The organism is Maritimimonas sp. 2205BS37-2, assembly GCF_056591755.1.
In genome coordinates this window covers 631253-657181 of record NZ_JBWQOI010000001.1, presented here as the reverse complement: position 1 = coordinate 657181, position 25929 = coordinate 631253, and the positions used below count along the sequence as shown (strand labels likewise).

General features: G+C 35.0%; 29 protein-coding genes and 1 other RNA gene. 7 read left to right on the top strand and 23 right to left on the bottom strand.

Annotated features, from left to right (window positions below; all coding sequences use genetic code 11):
• Positions 1-1179, top strand: a complete 1179-nt coding sequence (locus AC1EUU_RS03060) for an aspartate aminotransferase family protein (RefSeq protein ID WP_480199906.1) — start codon at positions 1-3, stop codon at positions 1177-1179.
• Between the two features lie 3 nt (positions 1180-1182).
• Here the strand turns inward: AC1EUU_RS03060 and AC1EUU_RS03055 are convergent, their stop codons facing one another.
• From AC1EUU_RS03055 to AC1EUU_RS03015, 9 genes are all read right to left on the bottom strand, one after another.
• Positions 1183-1764 (bottom strand): TlpA family protein disulfide reductase, encoded by a 582-nt coding sequence (locus AC1EUU_RS03055; RefSeq protein WP_480199905.1) that lies wholly within the window; start codon positions 1762-1764, stop codon positions 1183-1185.
• 114 nt (positions 1765-1878) lie between these two features.
• The gene (locus tag AC1EUU_RS03050; RefSeq protein WP_480199904.1) at positions 1879-2778 is read right to left on the bottom strand and encodes an anti-sigma factor domain-containing protein; all 900 of its coding nucleotides are present in this window, start codon (positions 2776-2778) and stop codon (positions 1879-1881) included.
• Between the two features lie 74 nt (positions 2779-2852).
• The gene (locus AC1EUU_RS03045) at positions 2853-3524 is read right to left on the bottom strand and encodes a Crp/Fnr family transcriptional regulator (RefSeq protein WP_480199903.1); all 672 of its coding nucleotides are present in this window, start codon (positions 3522-3524) and stop codon (positions 2853-2855) included.
• Positions 3525-3572: 48 nt separating this feature from the next.
• Positions 3573-3878: RNase P RNA component class A (rnpB, locus tag AC1EUU_RS03040), an RNA gene on the bottom strand.
• A 366-nt stretch (positions 3879-4244) separates the two neighbouring features.
• Positions 4245-5363 (bottom strand): molecular chaperone DnaJ, encoded by a 1119-nt coding sequence (gene dnaJ / locus AC1EUU_RS03035; RefSeq protein WP_480199902.1) that lies wholly within the window; start codon positions 5361-5363, stop codon positions 4245-4247.
• 7 nt (positions 5364-5370) lie between these two features.
• Complete coding sequence (locus AC1EUU_RS03030; protein WP_480199901.1) at positions 5371-5907, bottom strand: nucleotide exchange factor GrpE; 537 nt, start codon at positions 5905-5907, stop codon at positions 5371-5373.
• Positions 5908-6015: 108 nt separating this feature from the next.
• Positions 6016-7326, bottom strand: coding sequence for a UDP-N-acetylglucosamine 1-carboxyvinyltransferase (gene murA / locus AC1EUU_RS03025; protein ID WP_480199900.1), 1311 nt, complete (start codon positions 7324-7326; stop codon positions 6016-6018).
• A gap of 25 nt (positions 7327-7351) precedes the next feature.
• Complete coding sequence (locus AC1EUU_RS03020) at positions 7352-7984, bottom strand: DUF4290 domain-containing protein (protein WP_480200756.1); 633 nt, start codon at positions 7982-7984, stop codon at positions 7352-7354.
• A gap of 55 nt (positions 7985-8039) precedes the next feature.
• Positions 8040-10373, bottom strand: a complete 2334-nt coding sequence (locus AC1EUU_RS03015; RefSeq protein ID WP_480199899.1) for an ATP-dependent helicase — start codon at positions 10371-10373, stop codon at positions 8040-8042.
• A gap of 152 nt (positions 10374-10525) precedes the next feature.
• Here AC1EUU_RS03015 and AC1EUU_RS03010 point away from each other — a divergent pair, with 152 nt between their 5' ends.
• The 6 genes from AC1EUU_RS03010 (at position 10526) to AC1EUU_RS02985 (ending at position 13883) form a co-directional block, all read left to right on the top strand.
• The gene (locus AC1EUU_RS03010) at positions 10526-11050 is read left to right on the top strand and encodes a DUF7935 family protein (RefSeq protein ID WP_480199898.1); all 525 of its coding nucleotides are present in this window, start codon (positions 10526-10528) and stop codon (positions 11048-11050) included.
• 80 nt (positions 11051-11130) lie between these two features.
• Positions 11131-11889 carry an MBL fold metallo-hydrolase gene (locus AC1EUU_RS03005; protein WP_480199897.1) on the top strand — a complete coding sequence of 253 codons (759 nt, stop codon included), beginning with the start codon at positions 11131-11133 and terminating at the stop codon, positions 11887-11889.
• Positions 11890-11907: 18 nt separating this feature from the next.
• On the top strand, positions 11908-12165 hold the full coding sequence (locus tag AC1EUU_RS03000) for a hypothetical protein (protein WP_480199896.1): 258 nt from the start codon (positions 11908-11910) through the stop codon (positions 12163-12165).
• Positions 12166-12197: 32 nt separating this feature from the next.
• A complete protein-coding gene (locus tag AC1EUU_RS02995) occupies positions 12198-12689 on the top strand; it encodes a cupin domain-containing protein (protein ID WP_480199895.1) in 492 nt (163 codons plus the stop codon).
• An 80-nt stretch (positions 12690-12769) separates the two neighbouring features.
• Positions 12770-13147 carry a VOC family protein gene (locus AC1EUU_RS02990; protein WP_480199894.1) on the top strand — a complete coding sequence of 126 codons (378 nt, stop codon included), beginning with the start codon at positions 12770-12772 and terminating at the stop codon, positions 13145-13147.
• A 43-nt stretch (positions 13148-13190) separates the two neighbouring features.
• Entirely contained in the window at positions 13191-13883 is a 693-nt protein-coding gene (locus tag AC1EUU_RS02985) for a helix-turn-helix transcriptional regulator (RefSeq protein ID WP_480199893.1), read from the top strand.
• A gap of 5 nt (positions 13884-13888) precedes the next feature.
• On the opposite strand, the gene ettA is transcribed toward AC1EUU_RS02985, so the two are convergent.
• The 14 genes from ettA to aceB form a co-directional block, all read right to left on the bottom strand.
• The gene (gene ettA / locus AC1EUU_RS02980) at positions 13889-15580 is read right to left on the bottom strand and encodes an energy-dependent translational throttle protein EttA (RefSeq protein ID WP_480199892.1); all 1692 of its coding nucleotides are present in this window, start codon (positions 15578-15580) and stop codon (positions 13889-13891) included.
• A gap of 42 nt (positions 15581-15622) precedes the next feature.
• Positions 15623-15805 (bottom strand): CAL67264 family membrane protein, encoded by a 183-nt coding sequence (locus tag AC1EUU_RS02975; protein WP_480199891.1) that lies wholly within the window; start codon positions 15803-15805, stop codon positions 15623-15625.
• 56 nt (positions 15806-15861) lie between these two features.
• Positions 15862-17889: an oxidoreductase gene (locus tag AC1EUU_RS02970; RefSeq protein ID WP_480199890.1), complete on the bottom strand. Its 2028-nt coding sequence runs from the start codon at positions 17887-17889 to the stop codon at positions 15862-15864.
• Positions 17890-17996: 107 nt separating this feature from the next.
• The gene (locus tag AC1EUU_RS02965) at positions 17997-18713 is read right to left on the bottom strand and encodes a pirin family protein (protein WP_480199889.1); all 717 of its coding nucleotides are present in this window, start codon (positions 18711-18713) and stop codon (positions 17997-17999) included.
• A gap of 16 nt (positions 18714-18729) precedes the next feature.
• The gene (locus tag AC1EUU_RS02960; protein ID WP_480199888.1) at positions 18730-19602 is read right to left on the bottom strand and encodes a pirin family protein; all 873 of its coding nucleotides are present in this window, start codon (positions 19600-19602) and stop codon (positions 18730-18732) included.
• Positions 19603-19653: 51 nt separating this feature from the next.
• Positions 19654-20091, bottom strand: coding sequence for a MarR family winged helix-turn-helix transcriptional regulator (locus AC1EUU_RS02955; protein WP_480199887.1), 438 nt, complete (start codon positions 20089-20091; stop codon positions 19654-19656).
• 10 nt (positions 20092-20101) lie between these two features.
• On the bottom strand, positions 20102-20350 hold the full coding sequence (locus tag AC1EUU_RS02950) for a glutaredoxin family protein (RefSeq protein WP_480199886.1): 249 nt from the start codon (positions 20348-20350) through the stop codon (positions 20102-20104).
• A 14-nt stretch (positions 20351-20364) separates the two neighbouring features.
• Positions 20365-20646 (bottom strand): GNAT family N-acetyltransferase, encoded by a 282-nt coding sequence (locus AC1EUU_RS02945; RefSeq protein WP_480199885.1) that lies wholly within the window; start codon positions 20644-20646, stop codon positions 20365-20367.
• Positions 20647-20649: 3 nt separating this feature from the next.
• Positions 20650-21081 carry a (4Fe-4S)-binding protein gene (locus AC1EUU_RS02940; protein WP_480199884.1) on the bottom strand — a complete coding sequence of 144 codons (432 nt, stop codon included), beginning with the start codon at positions 21079-21081 and terminating at the stop codon, positions 20650-20652.
• An 11-nt stretch (positions 21082-21092) separates the two neighbouring features.
• Entirely contained in the window at positions 21093-21512 is a 420-nt protein-coding gene (locus AC1EUU_RS02935) for a DUF1801 domain-containing protein (RefSeq protein ID WP_480199883.1), read from the bottom strand.
• Between the two features lie 3 nt (positions 21513-21515).
• Positions 21516-22046, bottom strand: a complete 531-nt coding sequence (locus AC1EUU_RS02930) for an NADPH-dependent FMN reductase (protein ID WP_480199882.1) — start codon at positions 22044-22046, stop codon at positions 21516-21518.
• A complete protein-coding gene (locus AC1EUU_RS02925) occupies positions 22046-22402 on the bottom strand; it encodes a DoxX family protein (protein WP_480199881.1) in 357 nt (118 codons plus the stop codon). Before AC1EUU_RS02925 ends, AC1EUU_RS02930 begins: the two co-directional genes overlap by 1 nt.
• Before the next feature lie 135 nt (positions 22403-22537).
• A complete protein-coding gene (locus tag AC1EUU_RS02920; protein WP_480199880.1) occupies positions 22538-24169 on the bottom strand; it encodes an isocitrate lyase in 1632 nt (543 codons plus the stop codon).
• Positions 24170-24237: 68 nt separating this feature from the next.
• Positions 24238-25836 (bottom strand): malate synthase A, encoded by a 1599-nt coding sequence (gene aceB, locus AC1EUU_RS02915; protein WP_480199879.1) that lies wholly within the window; start codon positions 25834-25836, stop codon positions 24238-24240.
• Positions 25837-25929: the final 93 nt, after the last annotated feature.

Genomic DNA, 25929 nt, shown 5'->3' with positions numbered 1-25929 from the left:
ATGAAAGCCAATTTCTTCAAATATCAAGCACAAACTTCAGAAAATCCATTAGCATTAGAAATATCACATGCTGAAGGTTCTTATGTATATGATGTCAACGGTAAAAAATATTTAGATTTTATCGCAGGAGTATCAGCGAATAGTTTAGGTCATAATCATGCTTCTATTAAAAAGGCCATTACAGATCAATTAGAAAAATATACTCATGTAATGGTTTATGGCGAATTTATTCAAGAACCCCAAGTTTCATTATGTAAAGCATTAGTAAATACATTACCAAAGTCATTAAACAGTGTATATCTTGTGAACTCAGGCACAGAAGCTACTGAGGGTGCTTTAAAATTAGCAAAACGATTTACCCAAAGGTCAGAGATTATTGCTGCTAAAAATGCTTACCACGGCAATACGCAAGGCGCAATGAGCGTATGTGGAGCTGAAACGCAAAACACGGCCTTTCGCCCCTTAATTCCAGGGGTGAAATTCATTGAGTTTAATAAGTATGATGGTTTAAAAAAAATAACTAAAAACACGGCAGCAGTTATTTTAGAAACTATTCAAGGTGGTGCCGGTTTTATTGAACCAAAAGACGACTATTTATACAAAATTAAAAAGCGCTGTAAAGAAGTTGGAGCTCTTTTAATATTAGATGAAATACAAACTGGTGTTGGCAGAACAGGGAGGTTTTGGGGATTTGAAAATTATAATGTCAAACCTGATATTCTAATTACAGGAAAAGGCTTAGGAGGTGGAATGCCAATTGGAGCTTTTATAGCTAATGTTGAGATAATGAGATCATTAAGTATGAACCCAAAACTTGGTCATATTACTACGTTCGGTGGTCATCCTGTGATTGCGGCCTCGGCTTTAGCAACCATTAAAGAACTCCAAAACAATCATCTAATTGCTAAAACGCGTGAAAAGGAAAAAATAGTTAAAGAATCACTTCAGCACCCATTGATTAAGGAAATACGCGGTCGTGGTTTAATGCTTGCCCTAATTGTAGAGTCATCTGAACTTGCATCAAAAATTATTCTTATGGCCATTGAGAAAGGGTTATTGCTCTTTTGGCTTCTTTATGAAGAGAAAGCTATACGAATTACGCCTCCACTGAATATTAGTAATCGAGAAATAGAAGAAGGCTGTAAAATTCTGTTAGAAATTCTTGAAGAATTAAATTAATTGCTACTCAGCTAAGAGCTCATCTATTGTTGCACGTACTTTAGTACTATTCCAATCTGCAGGTCCAAATTCTTCTAAAGAAACTGCACCATTTTTATCTAATATAAATGTTGCAGGTAAACTATTTGTGTTAATTTCCTCTGGTAACCTAGACCCTAGTTGGTACGTTGGAAAATTAAATCCTTTAGCCTCATAATATTTTTCTACTGCTCGTTGTAGATCGGTAGTTAAGAAAATAAATTCAACCTTATCATTGTAATCTGCATAGAGTTTATTCAATGAAGGCATTTCGGCTCTACAAGGAGGACACCAAGTTGCCCAATGATTTATGAATACAACCTTCCCTTTTAGAGATTCTAAATTTATATTTTGAGCATTATTTATTCCCTTTAAAGAAACATTATAAGTCGCCAAAGCAGTTCTATTCTCTTTTTCATTTATTGTTGGGGCGAAGAACTTTCCTTTTACGTACGTTAATCCTTGTGTTAATTTAGCCCTCGTGCCTAAGCCATATGGCGTCATTAAGAAGAATATAAATGCAAAAAACAGTATATAAAATATAGTGTCTTTTTTTCTTTTGGTCATAATAAAGCTAATTTTTGTATTGGTGTCCGTTAAATTTATTCCTTACAAATGTACTATAAAAAATGTGGCGCTAAAATAGCGCCACATTAACCCAAAACAATACGCAATAAAGAACTATCTACTTACAGTTCCTGATGGGAATGAGGTGTTACTAAACATTAAATTATGTGTAGCCGGAGCCAATTCATCACCGGCGGCACCTACTAATGGCTTAAGTAAAAATGGAGCTGGTGAGTTATCAGGTGATGGTTCTATAGAAATTACTACGGTTCTTCCTCTAATATCTAAAGGAAAAGTAAACCCTGCTGGTGCATTATTAAAGAAATCTTCACCAGGTATTGGAGGCCCGTTATTCTCGGTACCGCTAAATGAAGCAGCATCGCCGGCATTATCGTCTGCTGTATTGAAAGCTGTGAATGTACCTGTTGATAATGGTCCGGTACCATCTACAACAACCCAGCCTTCATATTTCCATCCGGCTTCTAAAGCCGGTAAGTTTAAAGCAGGTGTTGGAGGTGCTCCTGGTTCACCAAACCAAATTCCATTTTCATCATTACCATTATTTCCTACGCCTGAAGCCTCATCCGTTGGTGATCTTAAAAAGAATCTACCAGAAGGCGTTATAGAATTAAAATCTGCTACTGTTTCTATTGAAATTACTGCAGTATTGCCACTAAAGTCTCCTACTAATAATTTACTATCTGAAGGGGTTGCTGCATCAGTACCAGTTTCTCCTGCTGGCTCTATAGTCAAAACAAATCGGGTTGCAGCTGCTAATTGGCCAGCATCAATAGAAAATGTCTGCCCGGTGGCAGTACTAGAAAATACCCCTGTGCTAACAGGAGCCCCATTAACTATAATCCAACCTTCGTATACAAAGTCGTTACCTAGATCTTCTAAACCGCTAATGTTTAAAGTTAAGTTCGCATTCGCTTGTCCATCATCATCGTCAGAACAAGAATGAAATACTAAAGAAATAACGGCCAAAGCCATTAATAATACCCTTTTCATCATAAAAATATGTTTTTAATTAATTTATGATTCAAAGGTAAGTGCGAGAAAAAACATAAAATGTTAGCTAGCTAACATTAAGCCACTTTTTTTCTGATTCTAATTTCTTTTCTATTAAAATCTATAGTACCATCTTCTTTTAACTCATTTAAAAGAATATTTAGTGTAGGTCTAGAGGTGCCAATTAATGTAGCTATATCTTTTTGAGTATAAGGGTGAATAATGACTTTGTCACCGGTTTTTTCACAATCATAACCATAATCATCACATAATTCATCCAAAAACTCAAGTAGTCTAGTTTTAGTGTCTTTAAATAGTAGTAATTGTAGCCTGCGTTCTAATTTTTTTATACGTAAACCAATGAATTTGTAAATTTTAAAGCTTACAGATACATTGTCTCGCATGATTGAAAATAAGGCATCTTTGGTTACAGGGCAAATTGCAGTTGTATTATCTATAGATTGTGCAAACTCACTACGTTTTTCAACACCCAGTAGTGCCTTTTCACCAAAAATTTCACCTTTGGTTAAAATAGCTTTAATGACTTCTTCCCCATCTTCAGTATAGTACCCAATCTTAACTTTACCTTTATCAATTAAATAGATTTTATTGGCCGAATCTTCTTCAAAATAGATATAATCACTCTTCTTATAAGTGTTTAGACTATGTGTTTTCGTATAAGCAGGGTACTTATGTGGGCATAAGATTTTAAACAAATTAATATCTTCAAAATACCAAACGTTACTCATCTTGAAATTGGTTTTAAATAAATGTCGGTAAAATGAACAATAACTTACAAAAAAAGTAGGCCATAAGCCGGATTCTGTTTTCCATAAATAGAAATCCTTATCATTTATCTAGATCAATAATTACTTATTGACTCTAACCGCCTACCCTCCAACATTGGGCGCGCTACCCTCAAAAGCTGGTTTACATGGCGTTGCACTGTATAGAGTTTACCTGATTTCACTACAGCATTACCTGTACTTGCTTTCTGCTGCACTTGTCCTCAGCTCAAGCTGGACGGGTGTTACCCGCTATACTGCGCTTTAGTGTCCGGACTTTCCTCTCTAATTAATCAGAGCGATAAGGTGGCCTACTTGCGTACAAAAATAGAAGTAAATAATGGGTAAAAAAAATCCCACTCTCTAAAAAGGGAGTGGGAAAATTGCTATGAAAAAGAAATATTACCGTACTATTAAACCAGTAATACAAGACCATAACGCAATAGGTATTTTTATATTGTACATTACTGAAAAAAATTACATCTTTTTTCAATAATTTTTTAGCGTAAAGTTTTTTGATAAATATGGGCATAAAAAAACCCACTCCATTAGAGTGGGAAAATTGCTATGAAAAAGAAAAAGTTGTTAAGTTTTAAACTTAACGGTACAAATATATAAAAATTCGCCTGTGAAAAACAAACTTTATTAAAAAAAACCGCTTTTTTTTAAATAATTAACTTTTCATTAGGAAAACATGTCCTTAACTTTTTCGAAAAATGACTTATCTGTATTTGATGGCTCGGGCTTAAAATTTTCATCATCAGTCATACGCTCAAAAAACTGTCTTTGCTCTTTGGTTAATTCTTTCGGAGTCCAAACATTTACGTGTACTAAAAGATCGCCTTTCCCATAGCTATCTAAACTTGGAAGTCCTTTTCCACGTAAGCGTAAAATTTTACCAGATTGCACACCGCTATCTATTTTTACTCGTACTTTACCAGTTAATGTATCGATCTCTTTCGTACTACCTAAAACCGCCTCAGAAAAACTTACATACATATCATAATGTAAATTATTACCTTCTCGCTTTAGATTTGGATGATCTTCTTCTTGAATAACTACCAAAAGATCTCCTGAAATACCATTACCTGGAGCATCATTACCTTTGCCTGAAACTTTTAGCTGAACACCATCGGTAACTCCTGGAGGAATTTTTATAGAAACGTTCTCTTCTTTTATTATCAATCCACTAGCATCTGCACCCGCGGGTCTATTATCTATAGACTCACCTGCACCATGGCATGTTGGGCATGCAGTTGCTGTTTGCATCCTTCCTAAAATGGTATTAGTAATTCGTGTGACCTGCCCTTGCCCATTACAAGTAGAACAGGTTTTATAGGTAACGCCATCAGCTTGTACCTTACGCTTTACTTTTACTTTTTTCTCAGCACCGTTTAGTATCTCCTTGAGTGTAAGTTTTACGCGTATTCTCAAATTACTTCCTTTCACTCTGGCTCTTCCACCACCTCCAAATCCGCCACCACCGAAGGCTCCACCAAAGGCTCCACCAAAGATATCGCCAAACTGACTGAAGATATCTTCCATGTTCATATTGCCTCCACCAAAACCACCAGCACCGTCAAAGGCGGCATGACCAAATTGGTCATATCGTGCTTTTTTATCAGAATTACTCAATACTTCATAAGCTTCTGCTGCTTCCTTGAATTTTTCTTCAGCTTCTTTATCACCTGGGTTTTTATCAGGATGATATTTAATCGCTAATTTTCTGTATGCTTTTTTAATTTCAGCATCAGAAGCACTTTTGCTAACACTTAATATTTCGTAATAATCTTGTTTTGCCATCTCTAAATTATTGTCCTATCACCACTTTAGGGAAACGGATTACTTTCTCACCTAATTTGTATCCTTGCTCCACTACATCAACTATTTTTCCTTTTAGTTTTTTAGAAGGAGCAGGTATTTGTGTAATGGCCTCATGAAGTTCTGCATCAAACGAATCACCTTGTTTTACTTCCATTTTTGAAAGCCCCTTCTGCTCGAGTGTAGTTACCATTTTTTGATAAATTAACAACACTCCTTTTCGTAGTTCTTCTGCTTCTTTATCGTCTTCTATATGTGTCAACGCACGCTCGAAATCATCTAAAACAGGTAATAAAGCTGTCATTACGTCTTGACTAGCAGTTTTAAACAACTCTATGCGTTCTTTTGAAGTACGTTTTTTATAGTTTTCAAATTCTGCAAATAATCGCAGATATTTATCTTTTTCTTGCTTTATTAATTCTTCTGTAGAAGGTTCTTTTTCAACTTCTTGACCTTCATTCTGTGAAGTTTCCATTTGCTCTTCGACAACTTGATCTTCTTCTTTGATCTTTTCTTTTTTACTCATGATTTTTCATTGATTCTTAGTGATCACTTTAAATAGTAGCAAAAGTACTGCCAATAGTGTGTTTATGTCAAAATGACATTAAAGCGTAATTATTAAAAAATGTGGTGATTATTCTACACGTGTAATTTTTGCTCCAATAGCGCGCAAACGACCATCAATATTTTCATATCCGCGATCTATCTGATTGATATTATGGATAGTAGAAGTGCCTTTTGCCGATAATGCAGCAATTAATAATGAGATACCTGCACGTATATCTGGCGATGTCATAGTAGTTGCTTTTAACTGTGATTCAAAATCATGACCTATTACAGTTGCTCTATGCGGATCGCAAAGGATAATTTTTGCCCCCATATCAATAAGCTTATCAACAAAGAATAAGCGACTTTCAAACATTTTTTGGTGAATAAGTGCGCTTCCCCTTGCTTGCGTTGCTACTACTAAAATGATACTTAGTAAATCTGGTGTAAACCCTGGCCATGGCGCATCAGAAATAGTCAATATCGATCCATCAATATAACTTTGAATTTCATAGCCATTTTTATGTTCTGGAATAAAAATATCATCTCCCTTACGTTCAACGATAATTCCAAGTTTTCTAAAAACATTTGGTATCTGACCTAAATCATCCCAACTTACATTTTTTATAGTTAGTTCACTCTTAGTCATAGCTGCCAATCCAATCCAACTCCCAATCTCAATCATATCGGGTAACATTCTATGATTTGTTCCGCCAAGTGATTCTACTCCTTCAATTTCAAGCAAGTTGGAACCTACCCCAGAAATTTTTGCTCCCATTCTATTGAGCATTTTACAAAGTTGCTGTAAATAGGGCTCACATGCTGCATTATAAATTGTAGTCTTACCTTCTGCTAAAACTGCAGCCATTACTATATTTGCTGTTCCGGTTACCGATGCTTCATCTAAAAGCATATAGGTTCCTTTCAACTTATCGGCTTCTACTCCATAGAAGTAATCTTCTTTATTATAGCGAAATTTAGCTCCAAGATTAATAAAGCCTTCGAAGTGCGTATCTAAACGACGACGTCCAATTTTATCACCTCCAGGTTTAGGAATATATCCTTTGCCAAATCGACCTAATAAAGGGCCTACAATCATAATAGAACCTCTTAAGCCTTTACCTTCTTCTTTGAATTGTGGTGATTCTAAATATTTTAAATTAACATCATCTGCTTTAAAAGTATATGATCCTGGTCCGTTTTTTTGTATTTTAACTCCAAGATTACTTAATAGTCGTATCAACTTATTAACATCAACAATATCAGGAATGTTATCAATAGTGACTTCTTCTGGTGTTAATAATACGGCACAAAGTATCTGCAATGCTTCATTCTTGGCTCCTTGGGGTATAATTTCACCTTTTAATTGATGGCCTCCTTCAATTTTAAATGTTCCCATAGTTTGGTTGATTGGCTATTTGTTCTTAGCGTCTTTTTCTATTCTTATTTTGTTTGTGCCCTTTTTTACCAGATTGTCTGCTTTTATTGCCACGCAATAAATCTTTTGATTCAGACAATGTTTCATTCTCTTGTGATAAGGCAATTTTACCTCCAGAAAGTTCAGCTAAATGCTCGAAGATTACGGAATCTTCAACTGTGTCTTTATTCCAGTTTAAATAGCACTTTTTCATATGGTTAGCAATGGTAAAAACAAGCGCGTCTCGCATTTCACCTTCATCCCAAGTTAAAGCAGTATCTATCATTGTTTGGATATTATGCCCATAAAAGCGGTATTTTGATGCTGATTTTGGATACCCCAATGCATCTGGTTTAGCCGCCAGTTCTTCTTGAACAGGCTTAGGATACGGCGAATCAGCTTCCAATTTAAAATCAGACATAATAAATAACTGATCCCAAAGCTTGTGCTGAAAATCAGGAACATCACGTAAATGCGGTTGTAAATTTCCCATTACGTCAATAATAGCGTTTGCCATTTTATTTCGTTCTTCTTTCTCTTCTAAGCTTACACAGTGATTTACCAGTTTTTGAATATGGCGTCCATATTCGGGGATAATCAATTTCTCACGCTTTGAATTATATTCTAAATCAAACTCCATCATATATTTTAATTTCTATCAACAAATAAACAATTATTTCTATAAATATTGTCAATTAAGCCAAAATTTTAAGTCTGGCAAATTGAAGCAAAAGTTTTTTGGTTCCAACAACTTCAAATTTTATCTCAGCTTTCTTGTTAGAGCCTTTGCCTTCTAGGCTTAGCACCTCTCCTTTTCCGAACTTAGCATGCTCAACAATATTACCAACCGTAATAGTACTGTCAAATAAATTAGAAGCAGTAACATTAGGGATTTTCTTTAAGTTCTTTGGCGGTCTAATTTCTATTCTTTTTGAAGGTGGTTTTTCTGTTTTTTTAGGTTTAACCGGAGTTCTTGCTGTAGGTTTTTTAAATCGGATCTTATCCTGAGGAACACTTCCAAAAATATCTTGGTTTATAAAACGATTTATTTGCTTAGGTAACTTAGGAGTTAAGTGCTCTAAAAATTTATCATCGATTTCCTCTAAAAACCGGCTGGGCTCTCCATCTACTAATTTTCCCCAACGGTACCGCGTTTGTGCATAGCTTAAATAGGCTTGTTTTTCCGCTCGTGTTAGCGCCACATAAAACAATCTTCTTTCTTCTTCCAATTCGCTGCGCGTATTCATACTCATTGCCGACGGGAATAGGTTTTCTTCTAAACCAACTATGTAAACATACTGAAATTCTAGTCCCTTTGCCAAATGTATAGTCATTAATGAAACCGCATCTTGGTTAAATTTTTTATCGTTATCAAAATCTGTAGCAAGTGCGACATCTTCCAGAAAATAAGATAATGAGGCATTTTCTCCTTTTTCAGTTTGCTCTTCAATAAAATCTTTAATACCGTTTAAAAGTTCTTGTACATTTTCTACTCTGCTAATCGCTTCTGGAGTAGCTTCTTTTTCGATGTCTTTTACGATTTGCGTTTTCTTGATTACATAATCAGCTACTTCAAAAGCATTCTTGTTTTCTGCTTCTATTTGAAAGCTTTTGATCATTGTCATAAAATCACTCAGCTTATTCTGGGTTCCAGCATTTATCTTAAGATCAACCTTATTAATATTCTCAATAATTTCAAAAATTGAGCGCTTATAATGATTTGCAGCTACAGCCAATTTATCTAATGTAGTTTGACCAATACCTCTTGCCGGATAATTAATAACACGTTTAAGTGCTTCCTCATCATTATGATTTACCAACAACCTTAAATAGGACAAAACATCTTTTATCTCTTTTCGCTGATAAAATGATAAACCGCCATAAATTCTATACGCTATATCTTTTTTACGCAAGGCATCTTCAATGGCACGAGACTGAGCATTGGTTCGGTATAAAACGGCGAAATCGTTATTCTTAAGCTGTTTATTGAGCTTATTATCAAAAATTGAATCGGCTACAAAACGTCCTTCCTCTCCATCAGAAACAGTACGCATAACCTTAATCATTTCACCTTTATCATTGGCGGTCCAAACTTCTTTATCAAGTTTGCTCCTATTTTTTTCAATAACACTATTCGCCGCCTCGACTATATTACTTGTAGATCTATAATTCTGTTCTAGTTTAAAGATTTTAGTATCATCATAGTCTTTCTGAAAATTTAGAATATTTTGAATGTTCGCACCACGAAAAGCATAAATACTTTGTGAGTCATCTCCTACAACACAAATATTTTGAAATCTATCAGCTAAAGCACGAACAATTAAATATTGTGAGTGATTGGTATCTTGGTATTCATCAACCAAGATATATCGAAACCTATCTTGATATTTCGCCAATACATCGGGAAAGCGTGTTAGTAGCTCATTTGTTCTCAGTAGTAAATCATCGAAATCCATAGCACCCGCCTTAAAACAACGCTCAACATATTCTTTATAGATATCTCCAGTTTTTGGACGACTTGCCATCAGGTCGGCTTCTTGCAATTCTGGTGAGTTGTAATAAGCCTTAACTGTAATTAAACTATTCTTAAATTGAGATATGCGCCCAAGAATCTGTTTTGGCTTATATCTATCTTTATCTAACTGTAATTCTTTAATAATAGAAGTAAGTAATCGAACGGAATCTTGTGTATCATAAATCGTGAAATTTTTTGGATACCCAAGTTTATCAGCTTCCGAGCGCAAAATACGTGCAAATACAGAGTGAAAAGTACCCATCCATAAATTCTTAGCTTCACTTTCGCCAACGATCTTACCAATACGCTTTTTCATTTCGCGTGCAGCTTTATTTGTAAAAGTCAGTGCTAAAATGCTAAAAGCATCAATGCCTTGACTCATTAAATGTGCTATACGATAGGTTAATACACGCGTTTTACCCGAGCCTGCACCTGCAATAATAATCATAGGGCCGTCTTTATGTAAAACCGCCTGCTTTTGAGCTTCATTTAAGTTTTCGAGATACTTGGTCACTATACCATCATTATTGGGGCTAAAGTACAATTGTAATTGGCGACAAACAATAAAAGTTATCGACAAAATCTGTAAATTATTAAAGAATGATTTGCTACTAAATCCTAAATAAAAATGATTATTTTTGGTCGAACTAACTATAATTATATTAAATGGATACAGAAAATTTTGTTCAGCTAATTGCCTACACGCTACCTGCATTAGTTACAGGTGCGGTCGCTTTGTATTTTTTTAAGTTGCATACCGATAATGAAAAGAAAAATCGTATTTATCAATTGCGCAAAGAAAAACAAAACATTGCCTTACCAACACGATTGCAAGCCTATGAGCGAATGGCACTTTTTTTAGAGCGAATTACCCCAAATAACTTGGCTGTACGGGTGAATCCATCCGGTAACGATAAACCTACTTATTTTAAAAAGCTTTTAGGAACTGTTGAACAAGAGTTTGAGCACAATTTGGCACAGCAAATTTATATGACTAGCGAATGCTGGGATGTAATTACTACCGCGAAGAACAATACCTTAAACTTCATACGTGATATCATGTTAGAAGGAGAAGTTACTGACGCCAAAGCAATGCGCGAGGCCATCATTCAACGCACAGGGAAAGATAACTTACCTCCTACTCGAACCGCTATGGATTTCGTTAAAGAAGAAGTACAAACCATATTTTAATACAGCAAAAAAAAATCTTAAAACTTTGTAACTTATAGTTAAACTAATAAATCAGGAGTCGAATATGTAAAAACAAACAAATGAAAACTAAAATCCCCTTCTTATTACTTGCACTGTTGTTGGCAACAGTGTGCTTTGCCCAACGCCCACAACCCGATACTATAAAATCTGAGGAAGGCGACATTATTATTCAACCAATTTTGCATGGTACCTTAGTCTTACAATGGAACGGAAAAACCATCTACATAGATCCTTATGGTGGTGCAGAACGATTTGCCGGATTGGCAAAACCCGATCTTATTCTAATTACAGATATTCATGGTGACCATACAAACGTGGAAACCTTAAAAGGATTAGACACTAAAAATACCAAATTTATTGTTCCTCAAGCCGTTGCAGATAAATTAAATGCTAACTATCAGACCCAATTAACGGTGATTAAAAATGGTGGTATTCATGTTGAAGGCAGCATTTTTATTAATGCCCTACCGATGTATAACTTACCTGAAGATACTACTTCTCGACATCCTCGAGGTAGGGGAAATGGTTATTTCATTAACCTTGGTGGAAAAGGTATTTACATAAGCGGTGACACCGAAGATATTCAAGAAATGCGTGACCTCCGTAATATAGATATCGCATTTATATGCATGAATCTGCCTTATACTATGGATGTTAATCAAGCAGCTAGTGCTGTATTAGACTTTAAACCTAAAATAGTATATCCATACCATTACAGGGGTAAGCCCGAGACTAGTGATACAACAAAATTCAAGGAATTAGTGAACAGCAAAAACAAAGATATTGAGGTTAGGCTAAGAAATTGGTACATGAAATAATAACTAAAAATATAATTAGTGAAATTAGAAGATAAAACTACTGAGAAGTTAAAATCAGAATTGAATGGACTTAAAGTTATTACCGGAGCTTTAATGGCTGTATTGACTTTACTCTTTATTATTATCATATATGGCTTTCTCACAAAAGAAGATAATAGCGTATTTATCTCTTTAATTGTTATACCAATTGCTTTAAGTGCAATTATTCCTATTAACTTTATGAACATAAAAAAAATCACAAAAGAACTTCAACGGAGAGAGAACTCTAGTAATTAAATGCGTAAGCATAAACTTGTAACCAATTATCTATGTCTACGCCAGAAGAAATCATTGAAAAATTAGGTTTATTGCCACATCCTGAGGGCGGTTATTATAAAGAAACCTATAGAAGTGATGAACGAATAAGTCTAAAGAACTTTAAGGGTAAAAGAAACTATTCAACATGTATTTATTTTTTGCTTACCTCAGACAGTTTTTCGGCGTTTCATAGAATTCAACAAGATGAGATTTGGCATTTTTACCAAGGGTCACCAATTTGTTTACATACAATTTCTGATACAGGAGAACATTTAAAATTTATTATTGGAAACAATCTTTCAAAAGGTGAAACACCTCAATTGGTGGTACCCGGAGGTTATTGGTTTGCAGCCGAAGTAATTGAAAATAATAGTTATTCGTTAGTCGGGTGTACCGTAGCTCCTGGTTTTAGTTTTGAAGATTTCGAACTCCCGAAAAGAAAAGAGCTTATCACTATATTCCCGCAACATAAGGCCGTCATAAATAAATTTACAAATCATTAATTTTATTTTTGCACCTCTGACATAATCTGTCAAAACCACTTCTACATTTGTGCTCGTAAAACTTAAAAAATATAGTACAAATGAAAAACGCAATTAATTGGTTTGAAATACCAGCCAAAGATTATGAGAGAGCAAAAAAATTCTATTCAGAAATTTTAGATGTTGAAATTACGGATTATCACATGCCAGAAAAAAAAATGAAGTATGGCATCTTTCCTTATGACATGGAGAATAAGGGAATAGGTGGTGCCATAGTAGAAATGGAAGGTACGAACCCTTCTCAAGATGGTTCGACTGTATATTTAAACGGAGGAGATGATCTAAACACTGCATTAAATAAAGTAGTTGATGCTGGTGGACAAGTAATTATGCCAAAAATGGATATTGATGAAAATGGTTTTATTGCTCAGTTTATTGACACCGAAGGAAATAGGGTCGCACTACATTCTATGAATTAAATTTTAAATAGCGAATCCTATTTGGGTTCGCTATCTTTGTTTTATGTCACAACTTTCAAGGCTCATAGCTATACTTACTTTATTAAAATCAAAGCGGTTATTGACTGCTTCTGAGTTATCAAAAAAATATGATGTAAGTATTCGAACAATCTATAGAGATATAAAAAAATTAGAAGAGGCTGGGGTTCCGGTATATACAATTGAGGGTCGTGGTTATAGTTTAATGGATCATTATACGGTACCTCCCGTTCAATTCACAGAAAAACAAGCGAATGCCCTAATTACTGCGCAACACATTGTTAATCAATCTAAAGATGCTTCATTTGTAAATCATTTTAATGATGCTTTAACCAAGATTAAATCTGTTTTCAAGAGCTCAATTCAAGAAAAAAGCGAATTGCTAAGTGATAAAATTCACATTATGAACTGGGAATATGAAGAATTCTCAAGTGATGCATTAGCCGAAATTCAACTAGCAATTACGAACTTTAACTATATTGAAATGAATTATCAAAAAGTAAACGAAATTTCAATATCATTTAGAAAAATTGAGCCTTGTGCTATGTATTCCACCAACCGTAAGTGGATTTTAATTGCATGGTGTCATTTACGAAATGATTATAGAGCTTTTCGCATTGATAGAATCAAACATTTCAAAATTCTATCAGACACCTTCGAAGATAGAAAATTTAGCATTCAAACTTATTTTGCCTCTTGTCCTTACGAAGATAAATAGCTTAATTATCGAATCAACTTTTTATATTTAATCCTTTTTGGCATAATATCTGCTCCAAGGCGTTTCTTTTTGCTCTCTTCATAATCAGAGAATGAACCTTCAAAGAAATACACTTGACTATCTCCTTCAAATGCTAAAATGTGAGTACAAATACGATCTAAAAACCAACGATCGTGAGAGATTACAACTGCGCATCCGGCAAAATTTTCAAGCCCTTCTTCAAGTGCACGTAATGTATTGACATCTAAATCATTAGTTGGTTCATCTAAAAGTAGAACATTACCTTCTTCCTTAAGTGTCATTGCTAAGTGTAAACGATTTCGCTCACCGCCGGATAGCGTAGCTACTTTTTTATTTTGCTCACTCCCGCTAAAATTAAATCTGCTTAAATAAGCGCGAGAATTCACTTGTCTTCCTCCCATCATAATCAGCTCTTGTTTATCTGAGAAGTTTTGCCAGATTGACTTATCAGGATCTATATTCGAATGGCTTTGGTCTACATAAGCCAATTTTGCAGTTTCGCCAACAGTAAAGTTTCCCTTATCTGGCGATTCTTCCTCCATTATCATTTTAAAGATGGTGGTTTTACCAGCTCCATTGGGGCCAATAATTCCTACAATCCCCGCTTGAGGCAAACTAAATTCTAAATTTTCATAAAGTAGCTTATCCCCATAGGCTTTAGAAACACCGCTAGCTTCAATAACATTAGTTCCAAGGCGCGGCCCGTTAGGAATATAAATTTCTAGCTTCTCATCAAGTTGTTTTTGGTCTTGATTCACCAACTTATCATAATTTTTTAAACGTGCCTTCTGCTTGGCTTGTCGCCCTTTGGCTCCTTGGCGCACCCAATCTAATTCACGCTCTAATGTTTTCTGTCTTTTTGAAGCCTGTTTTTGTTCTTGCGCTAGTCGTTTCGCTTTTTGATCTAGCCACGATGAATAATTTCCTTTCCAAGGAATACCTTCTCCTCGATCTAATTCTAAAATCCATCCTGCTACATTATCTAGGAAATAACGATCGTGTGTTACAGCTATTACAGTACCTTTGTATTGCGCTAGATGATGCTCAAGCCAATGCACTGATTCTGCATCTAGGTGGTTTGTAGGCTCATCTAAAAGTAAAATATCTGGTTCTTGTAATAATAGTCTACATAGTGCAACTCGTCTACGTTCACCTCCAGAGAGTACCGAAATCGACTTATCGGGTTCTGGAGTACGTAAAGCATCCATTGCAATTTCTAATTTTGTATCAAGTTCCCAAGCATTAGAAGCATCAATTTTATCTTGTAGCTCGGCTTGCTTGGTCATTAACTTTTCCATTTTGTCAGGATCAGAGTACACTTCTTCTAATCCAAACATATCGTTTATTTTGTTATACTCATCAAGAATAGCAACTGTTTCGGCAACACCTTCCTTAACAATATCAATTACGGTTTTAGATTCATCAAGTTGGGGTTCTTGTTCGAGATATCCTACTTTATAACCTGGGGAGAATACAACATCACCCTGATAATTTTTCTCTACTCCTGCAATGATCTTTAAAAGAGTAGATTTACCCGAACCATTAAGGCCCAAAATTCCGATTTTTGCTCCATAAAAAAAGCTTAGGTAAATATCTTTTAGTACTTGTTTACCAGTAGATTGATAGGTTTTAGAAACCCTATTCATTGAAAAAATGACCTTCTTATCGTCAGACATAGTTAGTTAGTTTGAAAATTAGATAATGAAAAAAGAATTTATTTAAACTCGTCCTTTTAAAGCATTAAATACCCAGGCGATAGCAAAGAAACCAATACCTACAGTAGCAAACCCCCATCCTGCAACATCATCATATCTGTATGCTCCCATTAAGATTAGGATAATTCCCATTAAAATCATTAGCATAGTTGCCCAACCGAGGACGGTATTTTTATTCATTGCCATATCTTCAAATTTTGGTTAGAAAGGCAAATATCGCAATAATTTATGTAAGCAAAAAGTTAAAGCGTAGCGGCCAATCTACTACCTTGATCTATAGCTCGTTTAGCATCTAATTCCGCGGCAACATCTGCCCCGCCAATAACATGTACGCTTAATCCTTTAGCCTTTAGAGGCTCAAATAGTTCTTTAAAAGGTAATTGGCCTGCACAGATTACAATATTATCAACTTCAAGAACTTTTTGTTCTTCGTTTTGTACGTAATGGAGACCCTGATCATCAATTTTAGTGTATTCAACCTCATTAATGAATTTTACTTTTTTCTTTTTAAGATTGGCTCTATGTATCCAGCCTGTTGTTTTTCCAAGCTTTCCTCCAAATTTACCTTTACTACGTTTTAACATGTAAATCTCGCGTGAAGCTGCATGAAAATCGGGTTTAACGCCTTCAATTCCACTACGGGCTTTTAAAGACTTATCAATTCCCCATTCTTTCAACCAAGCATTAATATTTAAAGAAGTGCTTTGCCCCTCATGTGATAAGTATTCTGAAACATCAAAGCCAATACCGCCTGCACCAATAACGGCTACTTTTTTGCCAACCTCTTTTTTATGTTTTAAAACATCTATATAACTTAATACTTTTGGGTGCTCAATACCTTCAATTCTTGGAGTTCTCGGCACAATACCTGTTGCAAGGATTATTTCATCAAAATCTAACTTTGCTAATTCTTCAATCTCAACTTTGGTATTAAGCTCAATATTCACATGATGTAATTCTAACTGCTTCTTGAAATAGCGAATTGTTTCATAAAATTCTTCCTTTCCTGGTATTTGTTTTGCCATATTAAATTGCCCCCCAATTTCACTATCGGCATCAAATAAAGTAACTTCATGACCACGTTGTGCTGCAACAGTAGAAGCCGCAAGTCCTGCTGGACCAGCACCAACAACCGCTATTTTTTTCTTTTTAATAGCAGAATGATAATTTAATTCTGTTTCATGACAAGCACGTGGATTCACCAAACAGCTAGCCACTTTTTGCTTGAATACATGGTCTAAGCAAGCTTGATTACAAGCGATACAGGTATTTATTTCATCATCACGTTCTTCCTTGGCCTTATTCACCCAATCTGCATCCGCCAAAAAAGGGCGTGCCATAGAAATCATATGAGCATCACCATCAGCCAATATCTTCTCTGCTGTCTCGGGCATGTTAATTCTGTTAGAAGTAACTAAAGGAATCGTTACTTCTTCCTTCATTTTTTTTGTAACCCAAGTAAATGCCGCTCGAGGAACTGAAGTTGCTATTGTAGGAATACGAGCTTCATGCCATCCGATTCCTGTATTAATTATAGTAGCTCCCGCTTTTTCAATTTCTTTACCTAGCTGTACAATTTCTTCCCAAGAACTTCCATTTTCAACAAGGTCTAACATCGATAGCCTATAGATAATGATAAAATCTTTACCGACGGCCTCTCTGGTTTTTTTTACCAATTCAATTGGAAGTCGCATTCTATTTTCATAAGAACCTCCATATTCATCATTCCGCTTATTGGTTCGCGTAGCAATAAATTGGTTGATCAAGTATCCTTCCGATCCCATAATTTCTACACCGTCATATCCTGCAATTTTAGAAAGTTTGGCACATTTTACAAAATCTCTAATTGTACGATTGATACCAGATTTTAGAAGTTTAAATGGTTTAAATGGATTAATGGGTGCTTTAATTGCTGATGGAGCTACATTCAGTGGATGATAAGCATATCGACCAGCGTGTAGTATCTGCATACATATTTTCCCGCCTTCTTTATGAACGGCTTCAGTAATTTTTTTATGTTTTCTAGCATGTTTTTTTGAGCTCATTCTAGCAGAAAATGGCCCCGTCCAACCTTGAATATTGGGTGCAATTCCTCCGGTTACAATTAGACCTACGCCTCCTCTTGCTCTTTCAGCATAAAAAGCAGCCATACGGTCATAACCATTTTTTTCTTCTTCTAGGCCAGTATGCATGGAGCCCATTAAAATTCTATTCTTTATGGTAGTAAATCCTAGATCTAAAGGTTCAAAAATATGCTTGTATTTGGTCATAAACGATTGATTTATTTATTATGCATGCATAACAGTTGCAAGATACAGCATTTTTTTAAACAAAAAAACCTCACTGTTTTGTGAGGTTTAGCATTATCATAACTCAATTATGACATTGGCACTTCAACAATGAGCATATCAGTGGTGTCGTTAGCGGTGATCATGACAGTATTTACTTCTGAAACACCAATAGCGTCGCGACTTTTTATTTGCTCATTATTTACAACGATATTACCTTCTATATTCATTACGTATATGCCGTGATCTTTTGATTTCAATTTATATTCGATCGACTTATCCTTAGCTAATGTGATACGCGAAATCTTAGCATCCTGGTGGATTTTGAGAACTTTATTATCATCATTCTCTATTGAATCAACTAACACCTGGAATTTGTTCACTCGCTCTTCTGGATCAAAGTATTTTTGTTCATACCTTGGCGTAACATTTTGATCATTAGGCACTATCCAAAGTTGAAAAAAATTAACCCGCTCATTATTACTGTCATTAAATTCAGAGTGTGTTAATCCGGTACCGGCTGACATGGCCTGTACTTCGTTAGAAGTAATTGCTCGCTTATTATCCATACTGTCCTTATGCGAAAGTGCTCCCGAAAGTGGAATTGATATAATTTCCATATTATTATGCGGATGTGTTCCAAATCCCATTTTGGGCTGCACAATATCGTCATTAAATACTCTTAAAGCACCAAAATTCATTCGTTCTGGGTTGTAATATCCGGCAAAACTAAAACTATGATAACTTTTTAGCCATCCATGGTTTGCAAAGCCTCTAGTTTCTGCTTTATGTATAATTGTTTTCATCTTACATTATTATTGATTAATATAAATATCCCATTTTGCCTTGCTGAAAATCACGCATGGCCTCCATAATCTCAGTTTGAGTATTCATAACATACGGGCCATATTGAGCAACTTTTTCGTTAATTGGTTCCCCAGACAAAATGAGTAACGTGCTTTCTTTTCTTGCCTCGAAAGCAATAGTATTGCCATCTTGGTTGAATGTTATAGCCTGCATGGCTCCTTTTTTTAATAAGGCCTCATTATTCACTAACACTTCTCCGTCTAACAGATAAATTAATGATTTGTGATCATTAGGGATTGTGACTTTCATGATGCCAGATTCTTTTGTCTTTGCGGTAAACACATTCACAGAAGTTTGCGTTTTAATAATTCCCTTTTTGCTAGCTTGTTTACCGGCAACAATTTTTAAGCTAATGGTTTCATCATCATTTTCTATTGTTGGTATATCTTCACTTTTCGCATGTTGATATGCCGGTGGCATCATTTTATCTTTTGCAGGTAGGTTCAACCAGAGTTGAATACCTTCGAGCTCTCCACCTCTTTCAATAAATTCTTTTGAAGGTCCTTCTGCATGTATAATTCCTCTTCCTGCCGTGGTCCATTGTACATCTCCAGCTTTTACAAGCATTTCATTACCTAAAGAATCACGATGAAATTGTTCACCTTTAAAAAGTAATGTAATGGGTTCAAATCCTCTGTGAGGATGTGGTCCAAGATCAAATGGATTATTATAAGCACTAATGGCATATGGGCCATAGTGATGTAATAATAAAAATGGATCTACCTGATCTACATTGGAACTTGGTATTGGTTGCCGTAATCGTATTGGCCCCATATTTACCAAAGGGCTTCCAAGCTTATGTTCTATAGTTTTCAATTCTTCTTTCATTTTTTTAGTTTATTTAGTTTCCTAGGAAACAATTTTTATAAATTTTTTTCTTTACCGAATTTTGTCTAATAAATCACTCAGTTGAGATGCTTCTTTAGTATTTAAATTAGCCAACAAGTCTTCATTAAAGCTAGCATCAATCTCCTTTAACAATTCTAATCCTTTTTGAGTAATATTTATATGTACCACTCGTCTATCATCCGGACAAGATAATCTTTCAATTAATTCTTTCGCGCATAGCTTATCCATCAAGCGGGTAGCATTTGGAGCGCGCTCAATCATTCGCTCTTTTATAACTTGTACTTTTAATGGTTCATTAGCTCCGCGTAAAATTCTAAGAATATTATACTGCTGTGGTGATATTCCATAAGGTTTAAAGAAGGTATTCTGCTTACTGTTAATCCAATTTGCGGTATAAATAATATTCAATAAGGCCTTCACCTTATCATTTGCGAATTTTGAATTTATATCTTTAGCAATATCACCCATTTTCAACAAATTATCCTCTTAATTTTAAGTCTTTCATCACTTTATTAAAGGTGTCTGAAGATGGAGTTTTATATATTTCATCATCTACAAATAAGGTAGGGATTTTAATAGCGCCATCATAAATCTCTTGTGTATGTATTTTGGCATCTTCATCTATCATTATGTCTTTATATTCAAATGGTATTTCTGCCATTCTCAAAAAGTTTTTATATGCCACGGTATGCGCATGACCTTTCTTACCATATAGTTTAATCTTCATAAGTTAATTATTAATTAAAATAATACATCTGAATACGCTGGAGTTTTATCAAAAACAGATTTGGCAAATGGGCATAAAGGCATCACTTTTAAGCCATTATCTCTCATAAAACCAACCGAAGCTTCTACTAACTTATAGCCTACTCCTTGTCCTCTGAGGCTATCACCAACTTCGGTATGATCAATAATAATCTTATCATTACCTGCCCAAGTATAGGTCATTAGTGCTTCTCTTTTTCCATCAATTTCAATGTAAAACGTTCCTTTTTTAGTATCGTCATTATGTTTAATATCCATAATTTATCCTCTAAAATCTACTTTTACATGAGCCCCATCACAATACGGTTTATTGTTTGAGGCACCACATCTACAAAATGCCGTTGTTTTATTTTTAACTTCTTTTGAACCATCAGAATTTGTAATATTCAAAGTTCCATACACTAATAGTGGTCCATTTTCTAAAGCTTCAACTTTAGTTTCTAATTGAACAGCCTCTTTATCCTTTGCTCCCTTTGCCATATAAGATAAAGCACCCGAGGGGCATGCTTCAACTTGTTTTTTTATACGCTCTGTAGACGCTCCATCCATATTAATCCAAGGACGATTCTGTGGATTAAAAACCTGTAATAGTCCTTTCCAACAATTTTTTGCATGAATGCAAGTTCCCGGCTTCCATACCACAGTAATATCATCATTACTGTAGTGCTTTACTATTTCCTTTGTATCTGACATAATGCTATATTTTAGTTAGCGTTTTCTTTCATATGGTAATAGGTATTCTTTATTACTTTCTTTAAAATTGATGTATCAACATCAGAAAGCTTTTTAAGATATAAGCATCCTTTACCCATACTGTGTTTTCCTAATTCATCCAGAAGTGCTGTTTGGTCTTCTAATCCAAACATTAAGTGCAAGGAAATATCATTCTTTCTGGGTGAAAATCCTGTTAGAAACCATTCCCCAACTTTACCTGCCTTGGTCTTATAGGTGTATTTGCCGAAACCAATCATCTTACTACCCCACATTTTAGCACCAGCGCCAGAAATCTCTTTCATCATATCTAATAGCTCAAAGCAATCTTGTTTTTTAATAGCATCTTCAATACTATTTAAAAACACTATTACATCTTCATTGTTTTCTTTTGTTTTTAGATATGACGACATACACTATAGGTTTTGTTCTAATTTTTTAACAGCATCTTTAAGCTGATCATTTAAAGATCTGTCTATTATTTTTCCTTCTTTAAAGTTATCATAAAAACTTGGTAATGAAAAACTAGAGACAATATTTCCTCCCATATATGGAAAGCGACCTTTAGCTATTTCTAATACAGTTGCTCCGCCTCTACCACCTGGCGAGGTTGCCATTAACAGCATGGGTTTATTGTTCCATAATTTCCCATCAATACGAGACATCCAATCAAATAAATTCTTAAAAACAGTAGCATAAGCGCCATTGTGCTCTGCTAATGAAAGTATAAGGCCATCTGATGATTGAATTTCCTCTAAAAATTTCTTAGCATTTTCTGGAATACCATATTCATTTTCGTGATCTATCCCGTATAATGGTAGCTCATAATCATTTAAATCTACGAGTTTCTTTTCTGCATCGTCAGTTAAATTAGCTGCGTAACCCGCGAGTTCTTTATTAACTGAATTCTTACTATTACTACCTGCAAAAGCTAATATCTTCTTCATTAAGCGTTTATTTTTTTATTAAAGTAATATGAAATTAATAACAACACCATCGCTACGATAGCACCTGATTGCTCGCCATCACCGATCATTACATGTGCGAAGAATGCAAGGATAAATGCGAAGAAAAAACCAGCATATGCCCATTCTTTAATTACTTTGAAATTTGAGTTCCACAAAGCAAAAAGTCCAAGCAACTTGGCCGCGCCATAGGGATAAATGATATAAGTTGGATAACCAAAACCTTCAAACATTTTGGAAACTTCATCGTGGTTAAAAAAATACATGCCAGCTGAGAATAGCATTAACAAGGTTAACAATCCTGTTGCTATGTAATAAATAATTTTATCTCGTTTCATAATTAATATTTTAAATTCTTGGCAAAGTTACAAAACATATCTTTATTTTCCAAGGAAACTATTTACATGGAATATTATTAAACATAAAAAGAGCCGCTATTTGAGGCTCTTAATTATTCAATTTGAATTATTATGCTAAGCTACAACACTCATTTCAGGTTTAATTCGAGGGTCTTCTTCTACCATTCTGAATTGATTAGAAGTATTCTTCTCACCACTGGCCTTAAGTGCATTATCTCCAGCGAAAAAGCCTTTATGGTCATCTCCTAGATCTGATCCAGCCATTCTTTGATGTTTTACACAAGATACGCCTTTGCGAATTTCCTGTCGCTGAACGCCTCTCACATAGGCCAGCATAGCATCTTTTCCGAAATACCCTTTAGAAAGATCATTCATATGTAATGCCGTTGTGTGATAGGTGGGCAATGTAATTAAATGATGAAAGATACCTGCTTCTTGTGCGCCGTCAATTTGAAAACTTTTAATCTTCTCATCAGCTCTATGACATAACTCAGAACCATCATATTGAGCATCCATTAAATTATTTCTATCATATCCGGTCATATTTTCGCCTTCTTCTAACATTTCTTCATATGCTTGATTACGAAAATTTAATGTCCAGTTAAAAGATGGAGAATTATTGTACACCAGTTTAGCTTTTGGCATTACTTCTCTTACTCTATTCACCATATGAGAGATTTGTTTTAAATCTGGAGTTGGAGTTTCTATCCAGAGTAAATCTGCTCCATTCTGTAAACTGGTAATGCAATCTAGTACTACTCTATCAATGTTAGATCCTTTTTTAAATTTATAGAGTCCATTTGATAATCTCTTTGGGCGCACTAATTTTCCATTTCTTCTTAAAAGAACGTCGTCTTCATTAGCATCTTCAATTGTGATTTCTTCTGCTTCTACAAAGCTTAAGTATTTTGATGCTAGATCTCCGGGCTCCTTACTTACCGGTAATTTTTGGGTTAAACCAGCTCCTTCAGAATCTGTTCTCGCTACTATAATACCGTCTTCAACTCCTAACTCTAAAAATGCATATCGAATGGCATTCAATTTTGCTATAAAATCTTCATGTGGAACGGTAACTTTTCCATCTTGATGACCGCATTGCTTAGCATCAGACACTTGATTTTCTATTTGAATGGCACAAGCCCCTGCTTGAATCATTTTCTTCGCTAATAAATAGGTGGCTTCTTCGTTACCAAATCCGGCATCGATATCTGCAATAATCGGCACAATATGTGTTTCAAAATTATCTATCTGCTCTTGCACGTCTTCCCCATTTTCTAGCCTTCTAAATAAATCGTTTAATTCTATAGCGTCAGCCTGGCGTAAAAAGTCATAAATCTCTTCTATAAGTGTCGGAACAGCCGTTTTTTCATGCATTGATTGATCAGGTAATGGTCCAAATTCTGAGCGCAACGCCGCAACCATCCAACCAGAAAGGTATAAATACCTTTTGTTTGTTGTTTTATGATGCTTCTTCACGGCTATCATTTTTTGTTGTGCTACAAATCCATGCCAGCACCCCAGAGATTGCGTATAATTAGATGAATCTTGGTCATAGGCATTCATATCTCTTCTCATAATTGCGGCTGTATATTTGGCAATATCGAGTCCTGTTTTAAAACGGTTTTGAATGGTCATTCTTGCGGCATTCTTGGGGTTAACGGCATTCCAGGGGCTACCGTATTTCTCTTTAAGGTTCTGTATTGTTTCTAGTGCAGAACTGTACGTAGCTTTTTCTAAATTTTTCATAATTTTGTGTTGTATTAATTTACATTGTTATAATCACCCTTTAATTTCGCGGTTATGGGGTGGTTTTTTTATAAATAGTTATAGGCGTCTTGTGTTAAAAATTCTTGATACTCTTCTGAAAGCACGAGCTTGTCAAATAACTCAATAGCTAAATCAAATTTTCCATTCTGATATCTCTCAAGTCCTACCAAGTTTTTAATTTTTTCTAATTCCTGTTGCTGCCAGGTTACATATTTTTCAATTGTAAAAACGTCATTCGTATCAAGTTTCACCCTTTTATGCAACCAAAGCCAGACCTGCGTTCTTGAAATTTCTGCAGTCGCCGCATCCTCCATTAAATTATACAGCGCAGCTGCTCCTTTACCCATAAGCCAAGATTCTATATAAAGAATTCCAACATTGATATTTTCTCTTATACCTGCTTCGGTAATGATCCCTTTGGGCTGTTCTATTAACTGCTCTTCGGTAATATCTAACTCTTCTCTTTTTATATGAATTTGATTTTTAGTAAGCATATATTCATCAAATACTTGTGTAGCCAATGCTACCAAACCGGGATGTGCCACCCAAGTACCATCATGACCATTTCTAACTTCTCTTTCTTTCCCTTTTTTTATTTTTTCGAAAGCTGCTTTATTTGCTTCTTCATCATTCTTTATAGGAATTTGAGCCGCCATTCCTCCCATGGCATGCACGCCACGCTTATGGCATCGTTGTATTACACGTAAAGAGTATGCTTCCATAAAAGGTGTTGCCATGGTCACTTGAGCTCTATCTGGAACAAAAAAGTTTTTATGGTTTTTTAGCTTTTTGATGTACGAGAAAATATAGTCCCATCTCCCGCAGTTTAAGCCGGCCATATGATCTTTCAATTCATAAATAATTTCATCAAGTTGAAAGCTTGCGGTAATTGTTTCAATTAGCACCGTAGCTTTAATGGTTTGTTGCGGTATGCCCATATATTCTTGTGCAAAAACAAATACATCATTCCACCATCTAGCCTCTAGGTAATGTTCTAGTTTTGGCAAGTAGAAATAAGGGCCGCTATTACTTTTTATTAGTTGTTTCACATTATGAAAGAAATACAACCCAAAGTCAACTAAAGAACCCGATAACTCTTGTCCGTTTATTAACAGATGTTTCTCATTTAAGTGTAGCCCTCTAGGGCGCACTAGTAATGTTGCCACTTCATCATTTAATTTATACGTCTTGTTTTTAATAGAATCTTCAAAAAGAATTGTTTTATTAACAGCGTCCTTTAAATTAATCTGGCCTTGCATCATATTATCAAACGTAGGCGAATTGCTATCTTCAAAATCTGCCATGAAGACCTTCGCTCCAGAATTCAATGCGTTAATTACCATTTTACGATCTGTTGGGCCTGTAATTTCAACTCTTCGATCTAATAAGTCTTTTGGTAAAGGAGCCGCAACCCAATCTCCATCTCTAATTTCTTTTGTTTTTTTTGGGAAAGCAGGCAAAAATCCTTTATCAAACTTTTTTTGTTGCTCTAGTCGCTTTTCTAATAACTCTAATCGTTTGTCATTAAAACGAATGTGTAAGTTGACCAAAAAATCTAACGCTTCACCAGTCAGTACCCGAGTATACGGTGTGGTGTTTTTATTTTTGATCTCTATTTTACCATTGAGTACTTCATTTAAAATCATGGCTTTATTTTTTGATTATGCAACAAACATAAAATAAAAAACGTTATCAAACAAGCGAACGTTCGCTAAATTTTTATAATTCATAAAAATTTG

Bases quoted from the DNA above. Each gene is read 5' to 3' on its own strand.
- AC1EUU_RS02930 (WP_480199882.1), bottom strand. From the start codon at position 22,046: ATGAAGAAGATATTAGCTTTTGCAGGTAGTAATAGTAAGAATTCAGTT.
- AC1EUU_RS02960 (WP_480199888.1), bottom strand. From the start codon at position 19,602: ATGAAAGAAGAATTGAAAACTATAGAACATAAGCTTGGAAGCCCTTTG.
- AC1EUU_RS02995 (WP_480199895.1), top strand. From the start codon at position 12,198: ATGTCTACGCCAGAAGAAATCATTGAAAAATTAGGTTTATTGCCACAT.
- AC1EUU_RS02945 (WP_480199885.1), bottom strand. From the start codon at position 20,646: ATGGATATTAAACATAATGACGATACTAAAAAAGGAACGTTTTACATT.
- AC1EUU_RS02990 (WP_480199894.1), top strand. From the start codon at position 12,770: ATGAAAAACGCAATTAATTGGTTTGAAATACCAGCCAAAGATTATGAG.
- AC1EUU_RS03010 (WP_480199898.1), top strand. From the start codon at position 10,526: ATGGATACAGAAAATTTTGTTCAGCTAATTGCCTACACGCTACCTGCA.
- AC1EUU_RS03060 (WP_480199906.1), top strand. From the start codon at position 1: ATGAAAGCCAATTTCTTCAAATATCAAGCACAAACTTCAGAAAATCCA.
- AC1EUU_RS03050 (WP_480199904.1), bottom strand. From the start codon at position 2,778: ATGATGAAAAGGGTATTATTAATGGCTTTGGCCGTTATTTCTTTAGTA.
- AC1EUU_RS02985 (WP_480199893.1), top strand. From the start codon at position 13,191: ATGTCACAACTTTCAAGGCTCATAGCTATACTTACTTTATTAAAATCA.
- AC1EUU_RS02935 (WP_480199883.1), bottom strand. From the start codon at position 21,512: ATGTCGTCATATCTAAAAACAAAAGAAAACAATGAAGATGTAATAGTG.
- AC1EUU_RS02965 (WP_480199889.1), bottom strand. From the start codon at position 18,713: ATGAAAACAATTATACATAAAGCAGAAACTAGAGGCTTTGCAAACCAT.
- AC1EUU_RS02975 (WP_480199891.1), bottom strand. From the start codon at position 15,805: ATGGCAATGAATAAAAATACCGTCCTCGGTTGGGCAACTATGCTAATG.
- AC1EUU_RS02940 (WP_480199884.1), bottom strand. From the start codon at position 21,081: ATGTCAGATACAAAGGAAATAGTAAAGCACTACAGTAATGATGATATT.
- AC1EUU_RS03005 (WP_480199897.1), top strand. From the start codon at position 11,131: ATGAAAACTAAAATCCCCTTCTTATTACTTGCACTGTTGTTGGCAACA.
- AC1EUU_RS02925 (WP_480199881.1), bottom strand. From the start codon at position 22,402: ATGAAACGAGATAAAATTATTTATTACATAGCAACAGGATTGTTAACC.
- AC1EUU_RS02955 (WP_480199887.1), bottom strand. From the start codon at position 20,091: ATGGGTGATATTGCTAAAGATATAAATTCAAAATTCGCAAATGATAAG.
- AC1EUU_RS03045 (WP_480199903.1), bottom strand. From the start codon at position 3,524: ATGAGTAACGTTTGGTATTTTGAAGATATTAATTTGTTTAAAATCTTA.
- AC1EUU_RS03055 (WP_480199905.1), bottom strand. From the start codon at position 1,764: ATGACCAAAAGAAAAAAAGACACTATATTTTATATACTGTTTTTTGCA.
- AC1EUU_RS03020 (WP_480200756.1), bottom strand. From the start codon at position 7,984: ATGGAGTTTGATTTAGAATATAATTCAAAGCGTGAGAAATTGATTATC.
- aceB (WP_480199879.1), bottom strand. From the start codon at position 25,836: ATGATTTTAAATGAAGTACTCAATGGTAAAATAGAGATCAAAAATAAA.
- ettA (WP_480199892.1), bottom strand. From the start codon at position 15,580: ATGTCTGACGATAAGAAGGTCATTTTTTCAATGAATAGGGTTTCTAAA.
- dnaJ (WP_480199902.1), bottom strand. From the start codon at position 5,363: ATGGCAAAACAAGATTATTACGAAATATTAAGTGTTAGCAAAAGTGCT.
- AC1EUU_RS02970 (WP_480199890.1), bottom strand. From the start codon at position 17,889: ATGACCAAATACAAGCATATTTTTGAACCTTTAGATCTAGGATTTACT.
- murA (WP_480199900.1), bottom strand. From the start codon at position 7,326: ATGGGAACATTTAAAATTGAAGGAGGCCATCAATTAAAAGGTGAAATT.
- AC1EUU_RS02950 (WP_480199886.1), bottom strand. From the start codon at position 20,350: ATGAAGATTAAACTATATGGTAAGAAAGGTCATGCGCATACCGTGGCA.
- AC1EUU_RS02920 (WP_480199880.1), bottom strand. From the start codon at position 24,169: ATGAAAAATTTAGAAAAAGCTACGTACAGTTCTGCACTAGAAACAATA.
- AC1EUU_RS03030 (WP_480199901.1), bottom strand. From the start codon at position 5,907: ATGAGTAAAAAAGAAAAGATCAAAGAAGAAGATCAAGTTGTCGAAGAG.